Source organism: Rhodoferax sp. (assembly GCF_028714215.1).
Lineage (GTDB): Bacteria > Pseudomonadota > Gammaproteobacteria > Burkholderiales > Burkholderiaceae_C > Rhodoferax.
The window spans coordinates 1-17,057 of record NZ_JAQTMS010000081.1 but is presented as its reverse complement, the minus strand read 5'-3'; the positions used below and the strand labels follow the sequence as shown (position 1 = coordinate 17,057).

Annotated in this window: 13 protein-coding genes and 1 riboswitch; of the genes, 10 read left to right on the top strand and 3 right to left on the bottom strand. The window is 60.2% G+C overall.

Annotated elements, in window-relative coordinates:
• The first annotated feature begins 120 nt into the window (after positions 1-120).
• The 6 genes from PHS32_RS23125 (at position 121) to PHS32_RS23100 (ending at position 6,168) form a co-directional block, all read left to right on the top strand.
• Entirely contained in the window at positions 121-1,215 is a 1,095-nt protein-coding gene (locus PHS32_RS23125) for a homocysteine S-methyltransferase family protein (protein WP_301081821.1), read from the top strand.
• A gap of 483 nt (positions 1,216-1,698) precedes the next feature.
• Positions 1,699-2,715 carry a hypothetical protein gene (locus PHS32_RS23120; protein WP_301081820.1) on the top strand — a complete coding sequence of 339 codons (1,017 nt, stop codon included), beginning with the start codon at positions 1,699-1,701 and terminating at the stop codon, positions 2,713-2,715.
• 133 nt (positions 2,716-2,848) lie between these two features.
• Positions 2,849-3,700 (top strand): DUF364 domain-containing protein, encoded by an 852-nt coding sequence (locus tag PHS32_RS23115; RefSeq protein WP_301081819.1) that lies wholly within the window; start codon positions 2,849-2,851, stop codon positions 3,698-3,700.
• Positions 3,701-3,729: 29 nt separating this feature from the next.
• Complete coding sequence (locus PHS32_RS23110; RefSeq protein WP_301081818.1) at positions 3,730-4,323, top strand: nitroreductase; 594 nt, start codon at positions 3,730-3,732, stop codon at positions 4,321-4,323.
• A 415-nt stretch (positions 4,324-4,738) separates the two neighbouring features.
• Complete coding sequence (locus PHS32_RS23105; RefSeq protein ID WP_301081816.1) at positions 4,739-5,092, top strand: high-potential iron-sulfur protein; 354 nt, start codon at positions 4,739-4,741, stop codon at positions 5,090-5,092.
• A gap of 743 nt (positions 5,093-5,835) precedes the next feature.
• Complete coding sequence (locus PHS32_RS23100) at positions 5,836-6,168, top strand: multidrug efflux SMR transporter (protein ID WP_301081815.1); 333 nt, start codon at positions 5,836-5,838, stop codon at positions 6,166-6,168.
• 386 nt (positions 6,169-6,554) lie between these two features.
• Here the strand turns inward: PHS32_RS23100 and PHS32_RS23095 are convergent, their stop codons facing one another.
• Positions 6,555-7,208, bottom strand: coding sequence for an HAD family hydrolase (locus PHS32_RS23095; RefSeq protein ID WP_301081814.1), 654 nt, complete (start codon positions 7,206-7,208; stop codon positions 6,555-6,557).
• 426 nt (positions 7,209-7,634) lie between these two features.
• Here PHS32_RS23095 and PHS32_RS23090 point away from each other — a divergent pair, with 426 nt between their 5' ends.
• The 3 genes from PHS32_RS23090 (at position 7,635) to metH (ending at position 11,024) form a co-directional block, all read left to right on the top strand.
• Positions 7,635-7,859 (top strand): zinc ribbon domain-containing protein, encoded by a 225-nt coding sequence (locus tag PHS32_RS23090; RefSeq protein WP_301081813.1) that lies wholly within the window; start codon positions 7,635-7,637, stop codon positions 7,857-7,859.
• 23 nt (positions 7,860-7,882) lie between these two features.
• Positions 7,883-8,131 carry a DUF3297 family protein gene (locus tag PHS32_RS23085; RefSeq protein ID WP_301081812.1) on the top strand — a complete coding sequence of 83 codons (249 nt, stop codon included), beginning with the start codon at positions 7,883-7,885 and terminating at the stop codon, positions 8,129-8,131.
• A 62-nt stretch (positions 8,132-8,193) separates the two neighbouring features.
• A riboswitch (S-adenosyl-L-homocysteine riboswitch) is annotated at positions 8,194-8,264 on the top strand.
• 24 nt (positions 8,265-8,288) lie between these two features.
• Complete coding sequence (gene metH / locus PHS32_RS23080) at positions 8,289-11,024, top strand: methionine synthase (RefSeq protein WP_301081811.1); 2,736 nt, start codon at positions 8,289-8,291, stop codon at positions 11,022-11,024.
• Positions 11,025-11,423: 399 nt separating this feature from the next.
• Here metH and PHS32_RS23075 read toward each other — a convergent pair whose 3' ends face one another.
• Positions 11,424-13,103, bottom strand: coding sequence for an ATP-binding protein (locus PHS32_RS23075; protein ID WP_301081810.1), 1,680 nt, complete (start codon positions 13,101-13,103; stop codon positions 11,424-11,426).
• Positions 13,096-13,794, bottom strand: a complete 699-nt coding sequence (locus tag PHS32_RS23070) for a response regulator transcription factor (RefSeq protein ID WP_301081808.1) — start codon at positions 13,792-13,794, stop codon at positions 13,096-13,098. Before PHS32_RS23070 ends, PHS32_RS23075 begins: the two co-directional genes overlap by 8 nt.
• A 284-nt stretch (positions 13,795-14,078) precedes the next feature.
• Here PHS32_RS23070 and PHS32_RS23065 point away from each other — a divergent pair.
• On the top strand, positions 14,079-17,057 hold a 2,979-nt coding region (locus PHS32_RS23065; protein ID WP_301081807.1), incomplete at its 3' end, for a YDG domain-containing protein.

Genomic DNA, 17,057 nt, shown 5'->3' with positions numbered 1-17,057 from the left:
AATGCTGCGAGCCGACAGACCACTGGTAAGCCGTGTGCGGGAAATCCGCATGCACGGTTTGAAAGGGGGCGTTGGCTCTCTAACCGGCCTTCGGGCCTTTTTGCGAGCCAACGTCTACCAATGAAACCTCTTGTTTACACCCGCGGCCAGGCTTTGCCGGAGATTTTGCGCCAGCGCATCATGTTTCTGGACGGCGCCATGGGCACCATGATTCAGCGCTTCAAGCTGGACGAGGCGCAGTACCGCGGAGCCGGGTACGCTGGGCCTGGCGGCCAAGCTCAGCGCTTCAAGGACTTTGGCAAAACCCCAGGTCAGCACAAGGACGTGAAGGGCAACAACGAGTTGCTGTCGCTGACGCGGCCGGACGTGATCTCCAGCATCCACGAGCGCTATCTGGCGGCCGGCGCCGACCTGATCGAGACCAATACCTTCGGCGCCACCTCGATTGCCCAGGCCGACTACGACATGGCCGCTCTGGCGGCCGAGATGAATTTCGCCTCGGCCCAACTGGCGCGCGCCGCCTGCGACAAATTCTCCACCCCGGACAAACCCCGTTTTGTGCTGGGCGCATTGGGGCCTACACCCAAGACCGCCAGCATCAGCCCGGATGTGAACGACCCCGGCGCCCGCAACGTGAACTTCGAGCAGTTGCGCGCGGCTTATTACGAACAGGTCGAAGCACTGGTGCGGGGCGGTGCCGACGCGCTGCTGGTGGAAACCATTTTCGACACCTTGAACGCCAAGGCGGCGCTGTTCGCCATCGATGAATACTTTGAAGCTTCCGGCGAGCGCCTGCCGCTGATCATCAGCGGCACCGTGACCGATGCTTCCGGGCGCATCCTGTCGGGCCAGACCGTGACCGCCTTCTGGTACAGCGTGCGCCACGCCCGGCCGCTGGCCATAGGACTGAATTGCGCCCTCGGCGCGGCGCTGATGCGGCCCTACATCCAGGAGTTGGCGCGCGTGGCGCCTGACACCTTCATCAGCTGCTACCCCAACGCCGGCCTGCCCAACCCCATGAGCGAGACCGGTTTCGACGAGACTCCGACGGACACCAGCCGGCTGCTGCGCGAATTCGCCGCGGAGGGCCTGGTCAACCTCGTCGGCGGCTGCTGCGGCACTACCCCCGAACACATCAGCGCCATCCACGCGGCCGTGGCACCGCTGCCCACCCGCCAGCTGCAAAAGTCCTTCTTCTACCCTGAAGCGGCCTGATTGACAGCTACTGGACTTTGCTGCTGAAACCGGTAGCGATAGCGGACCTGAAGTTCTGACTGAACTCGAACGCCGCGCTGCAAGCAGGCGACCTGTAATGCCGCTGGGCCGCGAGCCCACAGGGGCATTCAAGTGTCTCCAGGACCAACACTGCATGAACCGGGAATACGCGGTGGATCAAAAGCAAGCGCAGGAGCAGGTGACGCACTGCGCCCGGCCGACCGCTTGGAATAAATAGTTTCGCGCTTTGAGCCTTTTGGCCGCGCTTTCTGGCGTATCCCGATGAGAGCTTCATTGAAGGAAGCTCGGCGTCCAGCGTCACTGGACGATCTGTCTGACCATTGATCAACCATTCACGTCATTTGGAACGCCAAGCCATGCATCAATCAAAACACAGATTCCTGTAACTCATTGGTACGGGTCGCTTCGCCAATTGCCGAGAGCGATGAAATTTTCCGGACATTTTTCTCTGGAGCACGTTGAATGAAACAATTTGGAAAAAAAGCGATTCTTTCCCTGTACCTGCTGGCCGCCCTGCCTGCGGGAGCGGGGATTTTTGACAAGGAACCCAAACCGGTCGTTCTGGAAGCGCAGGGCAACCGGGCCGAAGAGTTCAAGCAACTGGTCGGTGATGGCTCGGCGTTTGAAAAGACGGTCAAACTGGCGGCGACCGGGCCGGCCCAGGTGGCGATCGGGAAAATTCGTATCAACTTCGCGACCCAAACCTCCGCGGCGAGCACCCAAACCAGTTGGGGTTCGTCCAAGTGGGCCAGTGCCTACGTGGACTACAAGCTGCTGGGCGTCAAGCCCGAAGTGGTGCAATCCATTGCCGACAATTTCTATGCTGACCTGGTCAAATTGCTGGCCAGCCGGGGATTGGCCGTGCTGCCGCAGGACCAACTGATGGCCAACGCCGAGTTCGCCGCCGCCGTTGCCCAAACCAAAAGTCCAGTAGCCACCGAAGGGATGATGTCCAACACCGCGTCGGTCACCGCCTTTGCCAAACAAACTGCGCAGTTCTCGGGAATGTTCGATGGCCGTCTGGGCTACGTGGCGCTGTCCAAGGCCTTGAATAACCCCCTGGTGCTGGAGTTGGACTTCACAGTGGACTTTGCCGATTTCAAGAAAGACGGACACGGCGGCACCAGCATCATTGGCGCCAGCGCATCGGTCGAGCACAAGCCCCTGCTGTTTGTCAAAAGTGGCTTTGTGCGGGCCTATGTGGGTGTGGAGGGCATGGAAGGCAGCCGGGGGGTGGATTTCCCGTTCAAGGAAAAAGTCATACTCCCGGGTTACATCGCCGCCAGTGTGGAGAAAAAAGCGACCAGCGGCACCGATGTGGCGCTGTCCGTGCTCAGCGCCCTGGCCGGCAATGCCAGTCGCTCCAGCACCTATGAAGTCACCCCGGTCGACAACCTCCCCGAGGTCGTCGGCCAAAGCTTGCTGCCTTTTGCCGAGGTCATCGCCAATGCGTTGCCGCAAGCAACGGCGGCTCGGTAACGGGCGTCAATTGCCAGACCGGCACGGTCTGACTCTGCGATGTCGCTCAGATGGGAGGCGAAATAGGGCTTGGCATCAGGAGTCGCTATGATTTGGGTATCCGAACCATTCCGTTCGATGGATGCCCCCCGCAATGAGTTTCGCTACAGAATACCTGGACCAATTGGCCGCTTTTTCTGAGCAGAGTCCGTTGCCGCGGGTGCGTGCCCTGCATTTGCCGCCGCTGCAGCCGGTCCAGGGTCACGCGGGCGAATTCTGCGCCGTGGAGCTGACGGACGGCTCGCTGGGCCTGTGTTACGTTCGTCTCGGCGACACGCTGGCGCAACTGCGTCAGGGGACCACGGCCTTCCTCCCCGCGGGAGCCGATGCGCTTGAGCTGGCCCGGCACTTCGTCAGCGAGCAAGGGCCCGGCCGGGCCATCGGTTTGGCGACTGCCAATGCCATCGCGCGCTGCCTGTTTGACCGCGCCGGATTTCACCCCGGCGACAGCAGCGATTCGATTGGACAGATGAATCCGCAAGAGGGCGAGTCCATCGGCATGATCGGGTTGTTCAGACCCCTGCTGGGACGCGTCTTGAAGAGCGGAGCCCGGCTGACTGTGGTCGAGTTGAAAGCCGATCTTGTGGGCCAGCATGATGGCTATCGCGTAACACTCGATGCCAAGGAACTCGCCGCTTGCAGCAAAGTGATTTCGACCAGCACCTTGCTGCTCAACGACACGCTGGATGACATGCTGGCCCAGTGTCGCCATGCCCGCTGGTTCGCCATGATAGGACCCAGTGCCGGCTGCCTGCCCGATGCGCTGTTCGCCCGGGGTGTGACGCTGCTCGGAGGAAGCTGGATCAGGGACCGCCAAGGGTTTGTGGCGGCGCTGACCAGCGGTGCGCCGCACAGTGAATTTACCAGCAAGTACGCGCTTACCCCTGACGGCTATCCGGGCTGGCACGAGCTGATCCAAAGAGCGGGCAAATCCAGACATCCATAAAACGCTGGCAGCAGCAATAGGACATTAACGTGCATTGGAACGAACACCAGGAACCGCTGGGCTCCGCGTTGACCCTGATTCACACCCGACAAAGTACTTCGTCGAGGTTCCTCGGCGAACCCGGGCCGGATCGCGCACAGATCGAAACCATTCTGGACGCGGCCGGCGCCGCTCCGGATCATCGGCGCTTGACGCCCTGGCGCCTGGTGATCGTTCCGGCGCAGAAGCGGCCTCTGCTGGGCGATGCTTTCGCCCAAGCGCTTGGCGAGCGCGACAGTCAGGCCACCGAGGCGCAACTGCAAGAAGCCCGTGAAAAGGCTTATCGAGGCCCCTTGTTGGTGGCGGTTATCGCCCGCCTGAGCCCCGCGTTGGGCACTGTACCGGACCAGGAGCGCCTGATCGCAGCGGGATGTGCTCTGCAGAACATGTTGCTTACCGCCCATGCCATGGGCTTTGGCGCCGGGCTCCTGACGGGGAAGTCGCTCTATTCCGAGCGGCTCAGCCAGTTCTTCCAACTGGCTGAGGCAGAGCAATTGCTGTGCTTCATGGCGGTCGGCACGGTGGTCAGGGGAAAGCCGGTGACATCGAGGCCGACCATGAACGATTACACGACGACGCTTTGAACGCGAGTGTCTGAATGAATCACCGCCAAGCCTGAAGTTCTGCATGAACTCGAGGTTTGCGACCTGAACCAAGCTGTCTTTCACCGGGCCTCTTGCTCCGCAAACGCCGGTACCCGCCATCAAGAGCGGACAAGCATTCGACGGCGGCACTCGGATTTTCATGCTCCGAATGTGCGTGAGCGTACAGATGAGTAGCCCTGTCTAACCTATCCTCAAACGGGAAAAGCGGACCAACCCAGCTTAGTTGTTGCAGCCGTCAGCGCGCGATTTCTCCCTCGTTGAGGCAGCGGCTACGTCTGGCGAATGCCGTCATTTCGCGCAAGCCGAGCTCTTTGAGTTGAGTTGTCCGAGCTGTGACTGCAGCGTCTTTTCAATGCCCGAAGGTCCCAAAGTCAATCAATTGAAGGAAATCCAAATGAACATCACCACCACACGTCGCCGCTTCATTGCAATCGTGCCTACCGCTGGCGCTGCGCTGTTCACCGTCGGTTCGGCCGGCATGCAGTCCGCCTACGCGGCCACCGCGCCGGTGACGGGCGTCGCCGCGCTGGTCGGCGAGAAAGATGTTCAAGCCGTCGCGCTCGGTTATGTGGATGACGCCATCCGGGTCGACAAAGCCAAATTCAAGGCCTACGTTGCCGGTAGCCAGTGCAGCGGGTGCGCCTTGTACTTGGGCAAGGCGGGTGATTCAGCGGGCGGTTGCCCGGTTTTCCAAGGCAAGAACGTGACGGCCAAAGGCTGGTGCAGTGCCTGGGCCAAAAAGGCCTGACGGAAGTTGACCAGGTCGCTATCGGCAGCGCGCGGTTGCTGCGCTGAGTCCCCGGTTCGAGGCTGCTGCAGTTCACCGACGAGCCGCGCACGCCCTTTGAGGTGTCAGCGGATTCTTGGCGGCACAAGGCGTGCTGGGTGTGGCGCGATGCACGTCCTGCGGGCGGGCATTGGGGGCCTTCACTCTCAAGCGGCCCTTCGTCGATGTGAATTGTCTAAAGCGGTCACTCGCTGTGCCGAATCGGATTTTGGTCATGCCCGGCTCTTGTGCAGCGTCAGGGGTCATTGGAGTTTCGGCCGGGAATGACTCCAGAGGGCTGGAAGCCGTCAGCCAAATTTCCAGATAGCAGCCGTTCGCCGGCATGGTTGGCGCTCCGGCAGCAGCCAAACTATCGGTCAGTTTTTCGCGCCTGCGGAACATCAAACATTTCAGAGTTGGATTTCATATTTCTTTAGAAACTCTTCAATTTGCTTGTCTGTGGCTTTCCAGTTTTCGCCGCGTGTTTCGCACATACAAACAATCCCAAGCAATTCAAGTAGCCCGTCGCCGATAAACTCGTTATCGCCTTTTACGGCAAGCCATAACGCACTGTCGCCTATCCCTGTCCCCCGGCGAACGCTGTAACCCTTCTAAAGGAGAGCGAGGTACGCTTGCAGTAGACTCCCCACCTTCAAGGTACCGCCCCTAAGCATTGCTCGCGCCGCTCGGTATAAGCGGCAAGCGGGCATGTCTGGAAGTACCCAATGAATTCAAATCTCGTGGCCTGGCTGCTAATCGCCAGCAGCGTCGTTTCGGAAGTTGTAGGAACCATTGCGCTGAAGCACTCAGAAGGCTTCGCGCGGTTGCTTCCCGCGGCGCTTGCAGGCTTTTGCTATGTACTCGCCGTATGGCTCATGTCCATTGCGATGAAGCAACTTGAAATGGGACTAACCTATGCCGTCTGGGCAGCAAGTGGCACAGCAGTCACAGCCATCGTTGGAATGGCCATCTATGGCGAGCCCGTCACTGCATTTCGGCTGACCGGGCTTGGGCTCGTAGTCGGCGGTGTTGTTGTGCTCAATCTCGGCACCAGATAGACGCTGGGGTCGAAATGAAGTGGCGATTTAACGTTGAAGGCCACCAGTACGCAGCAAGCGCCGCCGAGCGGCATCCTGCTACTGCGTGTCGGCTGGGTTTTAGTCGGCATTGGAAACCGACCTCTCTACGCAAAACATCGGCGGGTGACCAACGCCCAACAATCGGGATTGACAAGGGAAGCACGGCTGCATCGTACCAAACTGGAGGGCTGCCATGGACGACCGGTTACGCTGCGTACTTGACTTCTGACAGCACCGCGTAAAAGTCGGGATTGTGTCTGCTGCGGTAGTTCAATCAAAAAGTTCAGCGGTGCCTCTGCGGCCAGCAAGTTCAGACTGGTTGCCGACTTCCAGATTTCTCAATGGCAGTCGCTCGATGCCGCTATTCACTCAGGGCAAGGGGGCACTGCATCAAGGATTTCCCTGCCTGCTGTACCGCGAACCACATGAAATGTTGACATGCCCAAGCTATCGGCTGGCCGAATGTCAGCTTCATAGTCGTCACCGATCATGAGGCATTGGTGCGGGCGCAGGCCCAGCAGTTCTGCTGCATGAAGAAAAATTTTCGCGTTTGGTTTTGGAACCTCGGCATCCTCGGGTGTGACGATTGCGACGAAGTGATGGTGTATTCCCAACGCGGTGAGCTTCCGATGGACCTGGCTGCGTTCCCCGTTGCTCACAATGACCCGCGGTAGCGTCGCGGTTCGTCTCAAGAACTCGGTCGTTCCCGGGACGAGACGCCAATTGCGTTGGTATTCAGACGCGTAGCCGGCGAATACTTCATCGGCTTCGCCGTCATTCAACTCCCGTTGCAGGAGCCCGCGCACTCTTTTCCGTCTTTGTTCCCGAAGCGAAAGTTCACCGTTGCGAAATCTACACCAATTCAGTTGAGTCAGCACGGTCCAGCGTGCGACGACCTGCTCCGACGTATCACATCCAGGTATTGCGAACTTCACCGCCAGCCATTTTGCGGCGACCTCCATACTCCATGTGTCATCAATCAGGGTGTCGTCAAGATCGATCAGGTAACCGTGAACCATAAGACTCGGTGGCACGCCGGGTTTATCAGGGGTTGTGAGCTAGGTTCATTGCCAGCATCGTATCAAACTAGGTGATCCCGTTGGAGGACGCGTAACTCGCGTCCAGCATACAGCACGATGCCGCATTGGAAGCGGTCGGCTCGGTCTCCTGCAAATGGCGCAGTCCCTTGAAGTCCTTGCCGGGATTGCGCTCTCAGGATGGCCGGCGCACTCAAACCAGGCTTGGCGCCGACGCATGCCGTGATTTTGGTGGTTGAAAATCAACCACGCAATGGTTGAATTACGACCACACGCCGGCCTGAAATCCCACGCTTTTCAGCGCGGGTCCTCCGGCGCCTCTGTCTGCGTGCGCTCGGTCTTGCGGGCTGGGCTTCATTCCCGCCGCCCGCCTGGGTCGATAATTGGAACCTGACCTGGAGAGTCGAGATGCCCATTTACGAATATGCCTGTGGTGACTGCGGTCACAAGTTTGAAGCCCTGGTGCGCTCCGGCAACACGCCGGAGTGCCCGACCTGCCACTCGAAAAAACTGGAAAAATTGCTGTCGGTGTTCGCCACCGTTGCCGGCTCGCAAGCCGCCGCACCGGCCCTGCCCAGCCCCTGCGACTCGTGCGGACACGCCGGCGGGCCGGGTTCCTGCGCCTTCAGTTGAACCCTTGAAACAAGTAGCCACCCATGACCGAAACCACTCAACGCCCCCCGCTGCCGGACCATTTGTCGATTGACGCGCGCAGTCCGCATCACGTCGCTGCCGTGTTCGAACACGACATCGGTATCCGGTTCAACGGCAAGGAGCGTTCCGATGTACAGGAATACTGCCTCAGCGAGGGCTGGATCAAGGTCGCCGCCGGCAAGACCCTGGACCGCAAGGGCCAACCGCTGCTGATCAAATTGAAGGGCCAGGTCGAAGCGTTCTATCGCTAGGCCGATGGCCTTGTCGGCGCTGGCCGGCCAGCAGCCGGTCGGGCTTGTCCCTTAAAATCAGCGTATCCAAGGAGCGTTGCAGCGGATCAGACTATCCGTCAGGCTTGGATATTGCCAACGACGCTCACCTGCTTTTTGACATTTACAGGTGAGATGCATGTCCGATACCCTTGTTCCCACTATGAAGCTGTCCGGCCTGGAGCCGGTGCAGATTGGCACCGGAAATTTGTTTGTCAACATTGGCGAGCGCACCAATGTGACCGGCTCCAAAGCCTTTGCCCGCATGATCCTGAACGGTGAGTTCGAGCAGGCGCTGGCGGTGGCGCGCCAGCAGGTGGAGAACGGCGCCCAGATCATCGACATCAACATGGACGAGGCGATGCTGGACAGCCAGGCCGCCATGGTGCGCTTCTTGAACCTGATTGCCAGCGAGCCCGACATCTCGCGCGTGCCCATCATGATCGACTCCAGCAAGTGGAGCGTGATCGAGGCCGGGTTGCGCTGCGTGCAGGGCAAGGGCATCGTCAATTCCATCAGCATGAAGGAAGGGGTGGCCGAGTTCAAACGGCAGGCCAGGCTGCTGCGCCGCTATGGCGCGGCCGCCGTGGTGATGGCGTTCGACGAGCAGGGCCAGGCCGACACCTATGAGCGCAAGATCGGGATCTGCGAGCGCGCCTACCGCATCCTGGTCGACGAGGTCGACTTCCCGCCGGAAGACATCATCTTCGACCCCAACATCTTCGCCATCGCCACCGGCATCGAAGAGCACAACAACTACGCCGTCGATTTCATCAATGCCACGCGCTGGATCAAGCAGCATCTGCCCGGCGCCAAGGTGTCGGGCGGCGTCTCCAACGTGAGCTTCTCGTTCCGCGGCAACGACCCGGTGCGCGAAGCGATTCACACCGTGTTCCTGTACCACGCTATTCAAGCCGGCATGGACATGGGCATTGTCAATGCCGGCATGGTCGGTGTCTACGACGAACTGGAGCCGGAGTTGCGCCAGCGGGTCGAGGACGTGGTGCTGAACCGCCGCCCCGATGCCGGCGAGCGCCTGGTCGAGATTGCCGAAAACGCCAAGGGCGCGGCCAGGGACGAGAGCACCAGATTGGCCTGGCGCGGCACGCCCGAGCAGCCGGCCACGGTGGCGCAGCGCCTGAGCCACGCCATGGTGCACGGTGTCACCGATTTCATTGTCGAAGACACCGAGGAGGCCTACCAGGCGATTCTGAAAAAAGGCGGGCGCCCGCTGCACGTGATCGAAGGCCCGCTGATGGACGGCATGAACATCGTCGGCGACCTGTTCGGCCAGGGCAAGATGTTCCTGCCGCAGGTGGTGAAAAGCGCCCGCGTGATGAAGCAGGCAGTGGCGCATTTGATTCCCTACATCGAGGCCGAAAAACGCCTCGACGAAGCGGCCGGGCGCGACGTGCGCAGCAAGGGCAAGATCATCATTGCCACCGTCAAGGGCGACGTGCACGACATCGGCAAGAACATCGTCACCGTGGTGCTCCAGTGCAACAACTTCGATGTCGTCAACATGGGCGTGATGGTGCCGTGCCACGAAATCCTGGCCCGCGCCAAGGTGGAAGGCGCCGACATCGTGGGCTTGTCGGGCCTGATCACGCCCAGCCTGGAGGAGATGCAGTACGTGGCCGGCGAGATGCAGAAGGACGAGCATTTCCGCATCAAGAAAATCCCGCTGATGATAGGCGGCGCCACCACCTCGCGCGTGCACACCGCCGTCAAGATTGCGCCGCATTATGAGGGACCGGTGGTTTACGTGCCCGACGCCTCGCGCAGCGTCAGCGTGGCGCAAGGCCTGCTGTCGGAGCAGGCGGCCAGCTACATCGCCGAGCTCAACAGCGATTACGAACGGGTGCGTCTACAGCATGCCAGCAAGAAGCAGACCCCCCTGTGGCCTTTGTCACGCGCCCGCGCCAACAAGACGCCTGTCGACTGGAGCCACTACACCCCGACACAGCCGAAATTCCTGGGCCGGCGCGTCTTCCGAAATTTTGATCTGAGTGAACTGGCCAAGTTCATCGACTGGGGTCCGTTCTTCCAGACCTGGGACCTGGCCGGGCCGTTCCCGGCGATCCTGAAAGACGAGGTCGTTGGGCCGGAGGCGGTGCGCGTCTACGCCGACGGCCAGCGCATGCTCAAGCGCCTGATCGAGGGTCGCTGGCTCAGCGCCAATGCCGTGATCGGACTCTATCCGGCCAACTCGGTCAATGGCGACGACATCGAGTTCTATACCGATGAGACCCGCTCGCAGGTGGCGCTGACCTGGTACGGCCTGCGCCAGCAGACCGAAAAGCAGGTCGTCGACGGTGTGCTGCGGCCCAGCCGCTGCCTGGCCGATTTCGTCGCCCCCAAGGGCGTGGCCCCCGACTACGCGGGCGTCTTCGCGCTGACCGCCGGCATCGGCGTCGACAAAAAGGAAAAATACTTTGCCGACGACCATGACGACTACTCGGCGATCATGCTCAAGTCGCTGGCCGACCGCCTGGCAGAGGCCTTGGCCGAATGCCTGCACCAAAAAGTGCGCACCGACCTGTGGGGCTACGCGGCGCAGGAAGCGCTGAGCACGGAACAACTGATCGCCGAAAAATACCAGGGCATCCGGCCGGCGCCCGGCTACCCGGCCTGCCCGGACCACAGCGTCAAGAAGGACATGTTCGATCTGCTGCAATGCGCCGACATCGGCATGGGTATCACCGACAGCCTGGCCATGACGCCGGCGGCCAGTGTCAGCGGCTTCTATCTGGGCCACCCCGACAGCACCTATTTCAGCGTCGGCAAGATTGGCGACGACCAGTTGAAAGACCTGGCGGTGCGCCGTGGCATGAACGAGCAGGCGCTGCAGCGGCTGCTGGCGCCCAACTTGTAGCTCTCTGTGCGACCACAGTGGTTTAGCCGTGCCGAAAGCAGCGCGTCGTGCAAGGCCATGAATTCCAGTGTCAGCTTGTGCATCGGCTCCAGACAGATGCGCCTGAGCGTGTTCATTACCGAGGGCGCACAGATCAGGAAGATGCTGGAGCACATCGGCGTGGACTCCGAGCGCCCTCTGTTCGCTCCAGCATGCCCAGCTCAGCCAGGATAACCACGTCTTCATGCACGCGCTTGACATCGCACCCCACTGCGCTGGCGAGTTCACGTACCGACTTGGAACTCACGTTGCTGAACTCGAACGACCCGAACATGTTCACATGTTGCTCCACCACCGGCGACGGTCACGGGCACAATGACCATAAGCATGGACATTATTGGAATGGACGCCCCTATTTGCTCAAAGGCCGCCAAAGCCTGACGACACCGCCCGCACACGCTGTATCGGCAAGCGCAAGGTGAAAGATGTCCCAGATGCGTCCGAGGCCCAGGCGACTTCAGCACCGATGGCATGCGCGCGGTGTGTCTGATTGGCCAAGCCTTTGCCACCGATTTGAAGTGCCTTTTCGATAGAAAACCCAGCGCCGTTGTCGCGCACCGTCACCACCACCCAAGCGCCATCGACACCGGTCGCCACGCGAATTTCCGTGGCCTGCGTGTGCTTGATGATGTTGGCAAACGCCTCCTGCAAGATACGCAAAATATGCAAAGCATTTTTGGGCTCCAGCCAATCGAGATCGGGCACATTTTGCACTTCCCAGTGCAGCGCGATACCCGTGCTCTCCAAACGTGGCCCCAAGCGAAAGCGCAGCGTGGCTAACAACAGCAGCAGATGGGCATCTACCGGCTCCATCGAATCGATCGCCAGCTTAAGATCGTCGATGCAACCTTTGAGCATATGCGCGACTTCTGTCTCGTCCATTCGTCCGTGTTCTACCACCCGCAATGCGCTGATGAGTGATGAGCCCAGTCCGTCATGCATGTCTTGCATCAACCGTTGGCGCTCCTGGCTCAAAATTTGACGCTGTTCGATCTCGCGCAGTCGTTTATGGCTGTTGATAACATCCGCCTCCAATTGTTTGCGACGCGCAGCAGAGATAGCAAGAAAGACCACCACCACGACAGTGAACAAAAAAATCAGCGCATAAATAACGGCATTGCGCTGCCACTTGGCGAGTACCTCATCGAGTTGACGAGACAGGATCAAACTCAGGCCGGAGGCACCGACATCCCGCACGAGAAAAAGCCGGGTTTTGCCATCCTGGGCAGACGGGCCGATATGCCGTGTCACCGGCTGGTGCAGGCGGGAATGCTCCCGAAATACCGTGCTGACCTTGACGATGTTGATACCGAAGAATTTCTCCGGCTCACCACGGCGATACACAAGATCGCCATCCCGGTTGACGATAACGGACATGCTGGCGGAGTCGTCCGGGTTGATCACTTGCAATACGCCCTGCAAAAAATTGAACCTGATGCTGACACCGACGACACCGAGAAATCGGTGATCGGCATCGACCACGGGCAAAGTGAAAATCACGGCAGTGGTGCCCAGCAGACGTATATCGGGGCGTGACATAAATAGTTTCGGCGCCAGCTCATGCCCGAGGTGAGCGGCGAAGTAGGGCTCTTGTGAAACATCCCGCCCGATCAACGTTGCATCGGTAGCGCTGTGAATGCGCCCGGCGGTATCCGTCAGCAACAACGTGCCGAGTTCGGGAATGTCTTGTCTGTGCCGGTCGAGCGTGGCGGTGAACGCGTTGTCACGCAGCGGACCGCTGTGCAGCCGCGCTGCGGCCAGCAGGTTCAGCAAGTGGCCGATTTTGTCCGTTGCTTCCGCGACCCGTGCATCAGCATTGCGGGCGTGGGCTTCAAGCAGCCGAAATTCAAACTCCTCGGTTTGCAGATACTCGTCATAGGCGACCCAGCTCAGGGTCGCACCGACGATCAGCAGCACGGCAAGGGGAATGACTGTGTTGTGTGCGTACCTTAAAAAAAGCCGCCACCACTTGTTAAAAATGCGTTTTACAGTGGGGCGTCGCGGCATATCCATATTTAAGAATTGCGCGAGTCTACTCATCCAGCAACCCCAATTTACGCGCTTCGTAGATTGCTTCAGTCTTGGAATTTACTTCGAGCTTTGCGTAAATGCGACGAATAAAAGTCAGCACGGTATGGCGCGACACGTTGATCAATGCGGCGATCTCATCGGAAGTAAAACCCTTGGTAATGAACTCCAACACTTCTTTCTCGCGTGCGGACAATGCCGTATGTTGTTTGACGGAAACTGGCATCGTACTTGCTGCCGCGGTTTTATCATCCTGCCGGAAACGCATCAAAATCTGCCGTGCGATCAGCGGGCTGATAGGGCTGCCGCCGGCATACAGGCTGCGAATCTCGAACACCATCCTTTCCGGCGCGCTGTCTTTCAGCAGGTAGCCGGAGGCACCGGCTTCAAGCGACTGCATCACATGCAGCTCATCGCCAAACGTCGTGCTCACCATGATGCTGCAACCCGGCCACTTGGCGTGCGCCGCCCGGATCACGTCAATGCCACTGCCATCGGGTAAACCCAGGTCCACCAGCAACACATCGGCCGGCACCTGCATCAATTCCAGCATTTGCAGCCCCAGCGCGCACGTCCCCGCGACATTGAACAGCGTGATATCGGGCGTTGCAGCAACGGCCTCGGTCAAAGCCCGCTGGAAACTGACGTCGTCCTCCACCAGCGCCACGCGAATGAGAGGATGGCCTGTGGAAAGTCGTGGCATCAGAAGATTTTCTATCCAAGCAAAAGATAAGCAAGCGGATTCTATGGTCCATGCGGACTTGGCACCAAGCGCCAAGGTGGTTCGAACCTTACGCAAGGCTAACCAAATCCTGGGTATCTGTCTGTCGCTAGAACTAGCTACATCGAAATTTTCTTTCCGGTGGCGGTGTCGCTAGTTCTGGCGACATACAAAAGTGGCGTTCGTCCCTAGCATACATGCAAGAGAAATTCTCGGATTTCGTCTCTCCTTTTCAGCCTTTTCACGCCGTCAACACAGGACTTTGAATGAACCGCATCTATCGCCTCGTCTGGAACCACATCAGCAACACCTGGGTCTGCTGCGCAGAAAATGCCAAGGGCCGCAGCAAGTCAAGCTCTGGGCGCGCCAGCCGCGTGGTCAGCACCATGGCAGCCGTGCTGGCCAGCACGGCTTTGCTCACCCCTTGGGCACAAGCGGGCCCCACGGGCGGGCAGGTGACGGCAGGTAGCGGCAGCATTGCACAAACGGGCCAAAACGGCAGCACTAACACCACCATCAACCAGGGTAGCCAGAGCCTGGCGATCAATTGGCAAAGCTTTGGCATTGCCAGCAACGAGTCGGTGAACTTTGTGCAGCCCAATGCTGCGGCCATCGCGCTCAACCGCGTCGTCGGCCAGGACCCGAGCCAGATCCTGGGCTCACTCAGCGCCAACGGCCAGGTCTTCATCCTCAACCCCAGCGGCGTGCTGTTTGGCGCAGGCTCTCAGGTCAATGTAGGCGGCCTGGTGGCCTCGACCCAGAACCTGAGCGATGCCGACTTCATGGCCGGTAAATACAGTTTTTCTGGAGCCAGTGGAAGCAATGCCAGCGTCGTCAACCAAGGAACGCTCACTGCCAAGAGCGGCGGCTACATCGCGCTGTTGGCGCCCGAGGTGCGCAACCAAGGCGTGATCTCCGCGCGCCTGGGCACTGCGCTGCTGGCCGCTGGCGACAAAGTCACGCTGCAAATCAACAACGGCTCTTTGTTGAGCTTCAATATTGACCAAGGCGCACTCAAGGCGCTGGTCGACAACAAACAACTGGTGGTGGCCGACGGCGGCCAGGTCTTCATGTCGGCCAAGGCGGCTGATGCCCTGAGCACAGCGGTGGTCAACAACAGCGGCATCATCGAAGCACGCACGGTTGAGAACGTAAGCGGCACCATCAAGCTCATCGGTGACATGCAAGTGGGCACGGTCAATGTCGGCGGCACGCTCGATGCCAGCGCGCCCAGCAGCGGTCATGGTGGCAAAGGCGGCTTCATCGAAACCAGTGCCGCCCACGTCAAGATTGCCGACAGCACCAAAGTCACGACCCAGTCTGCGAACGGCCTGAGCGGCACTTGGCTGATCGACCCGGTGGACTTCACCATCGCCGCCACGGGCGGTGACATGACCGGCGCCGCGCTGAGCGGCAACCTCGCGGGTGGCAACGTCACCATCCAAAGCAGCACGGGTGCCAGCGGCACGGCAGGCAATGTCAACGTCAACGACAGCGTGAGCTGGGCCGCCAACACACTGACGCTGAACGCGCAAAACAACATCAACATCAACAGCGCGATGAACGGCTCCGGCACGGCCAGCCTGGCGCTGCAATACGGCCAGGGTGCGCTCGCTGCAGGCAACACCAGCACGTATAAGGTCAACGCGCCGGTCAACCTGCCCGCAGGCAACAACTTCAGCACCCTGCTCGGCAGCGATGGCGCGGTGGTCAATTACACCGTCCTTACCAGCCTGGGAGCAGCAGGCAGCAGCACCGCCACCGACTTGCAGGGCATGAACGGCAACTTGGGCGGCAACTACGTGCTGGGTGCCGACATCGACGCCAGTGCCACCAGCACCTGGAACACTGGCGCGGGCTTCATACCCGTGGGCAACACTACCCCCGGGTTCTGGTTCAGAGGCAAATTCGACGGACTGGGCCACAGCATCAGCGGCCTGACCATCAACCGACCATCCCAAAGCGAAGTGGCCTTGTTTGGCCGCACCTACGGCTCGTCGCTGATCCAGAACGTGGGACTGATTAACGCCACGGTGACCGGAGGCGATAACGGTGGTGGTCTTGGCAATGATGCCGTCTTGGTGGGCAACAACTATGGCACGGTCAATGGCAGCTATGCCACCGGCAGTGTCTCGGGCACGGCCAACGGCGTCGGCGGACTGGTCGGCCGCAACAGTGGTGGCTTGGTGAGCAACAGCTACGCCAATGTCAACGTCACAAACAGGGCCAACTCCGTCGCGGGCGGGCTGGTGGGCAGCAACTACGGCACGGTCCGCAACAGCTATGCCACGGGCAGCACCAGCGGAGGCTTCAGGGGCGGCCTGGCCGGTTACAACGGCGGAACCATTTCCCACAGCGCTTGGAACAGCGCTATCAATGCATCCGGTTTCGGGCTGGCTTATGGCACGCAGACCAGCGATGTGGGCCTCACCACCGCGCAAATGCAGCAATCGGCCAATTTCGGCACCTGGGATTTGACCAACATCTGGGTCGTGTACGACGGCCACAGCAACCCGTTGCTGCGCAGCTTCATGACGCCGCTGACGGTGACCGTGGGCAACACGTCCAAGAACTATGACGCGACGGTGTACAGCGGCAGCGCGCCCAGCGTGACTTATTCGGCAACGCCCGATGTTCGCCTGCTCGGCACCCTGGCTGTCGGCGGAACGGCCACCAGCGCCGTCAATGCCGGTACGTATACGAACACCGGCAGCGGCTTGTATTCGACCTCGCAGCAGGGCTACGCTGTCACCTACGTGGACGGCGCGCTGACCATCGCCCAGAAGGCCTTGACCATTACCGGCAGCAGCGCCGCCAACAAAACCTACGACGGCACCACCCTGATCAGCGTTACCCCAGGCACCTTGAGCGGCTTTGTCGGCATTGAGACGGTGAGCGTGGGGAGCAGCACCGGCAGCTTCAGCAACAAAAATGCCGGTACCGGCAAGACCGTCACCGCCAGCCACACGCTCGCCAACGGCAGCAACGGCGGCCTGGCGTCCAACTACAGCATCACTGAAACCCTCAACGCCGACATCACACCCAAGGCATTGACGGTGAGTGCCACCGGTGTGAACAAGGTCTATGACGGCGGCAATGTTGCCAGCGTGATCTTGAGGGACAACCGCGTCGCGGGCGATGTATTGAGCTTGAGCGACACCAGCGCCAGCTTCGCCGACAAGAACGTCGGCACAGCCAAGGCCGTGAGCGTGAGCGGCATCAGCGTCGCAGGCACCGATGCGGGT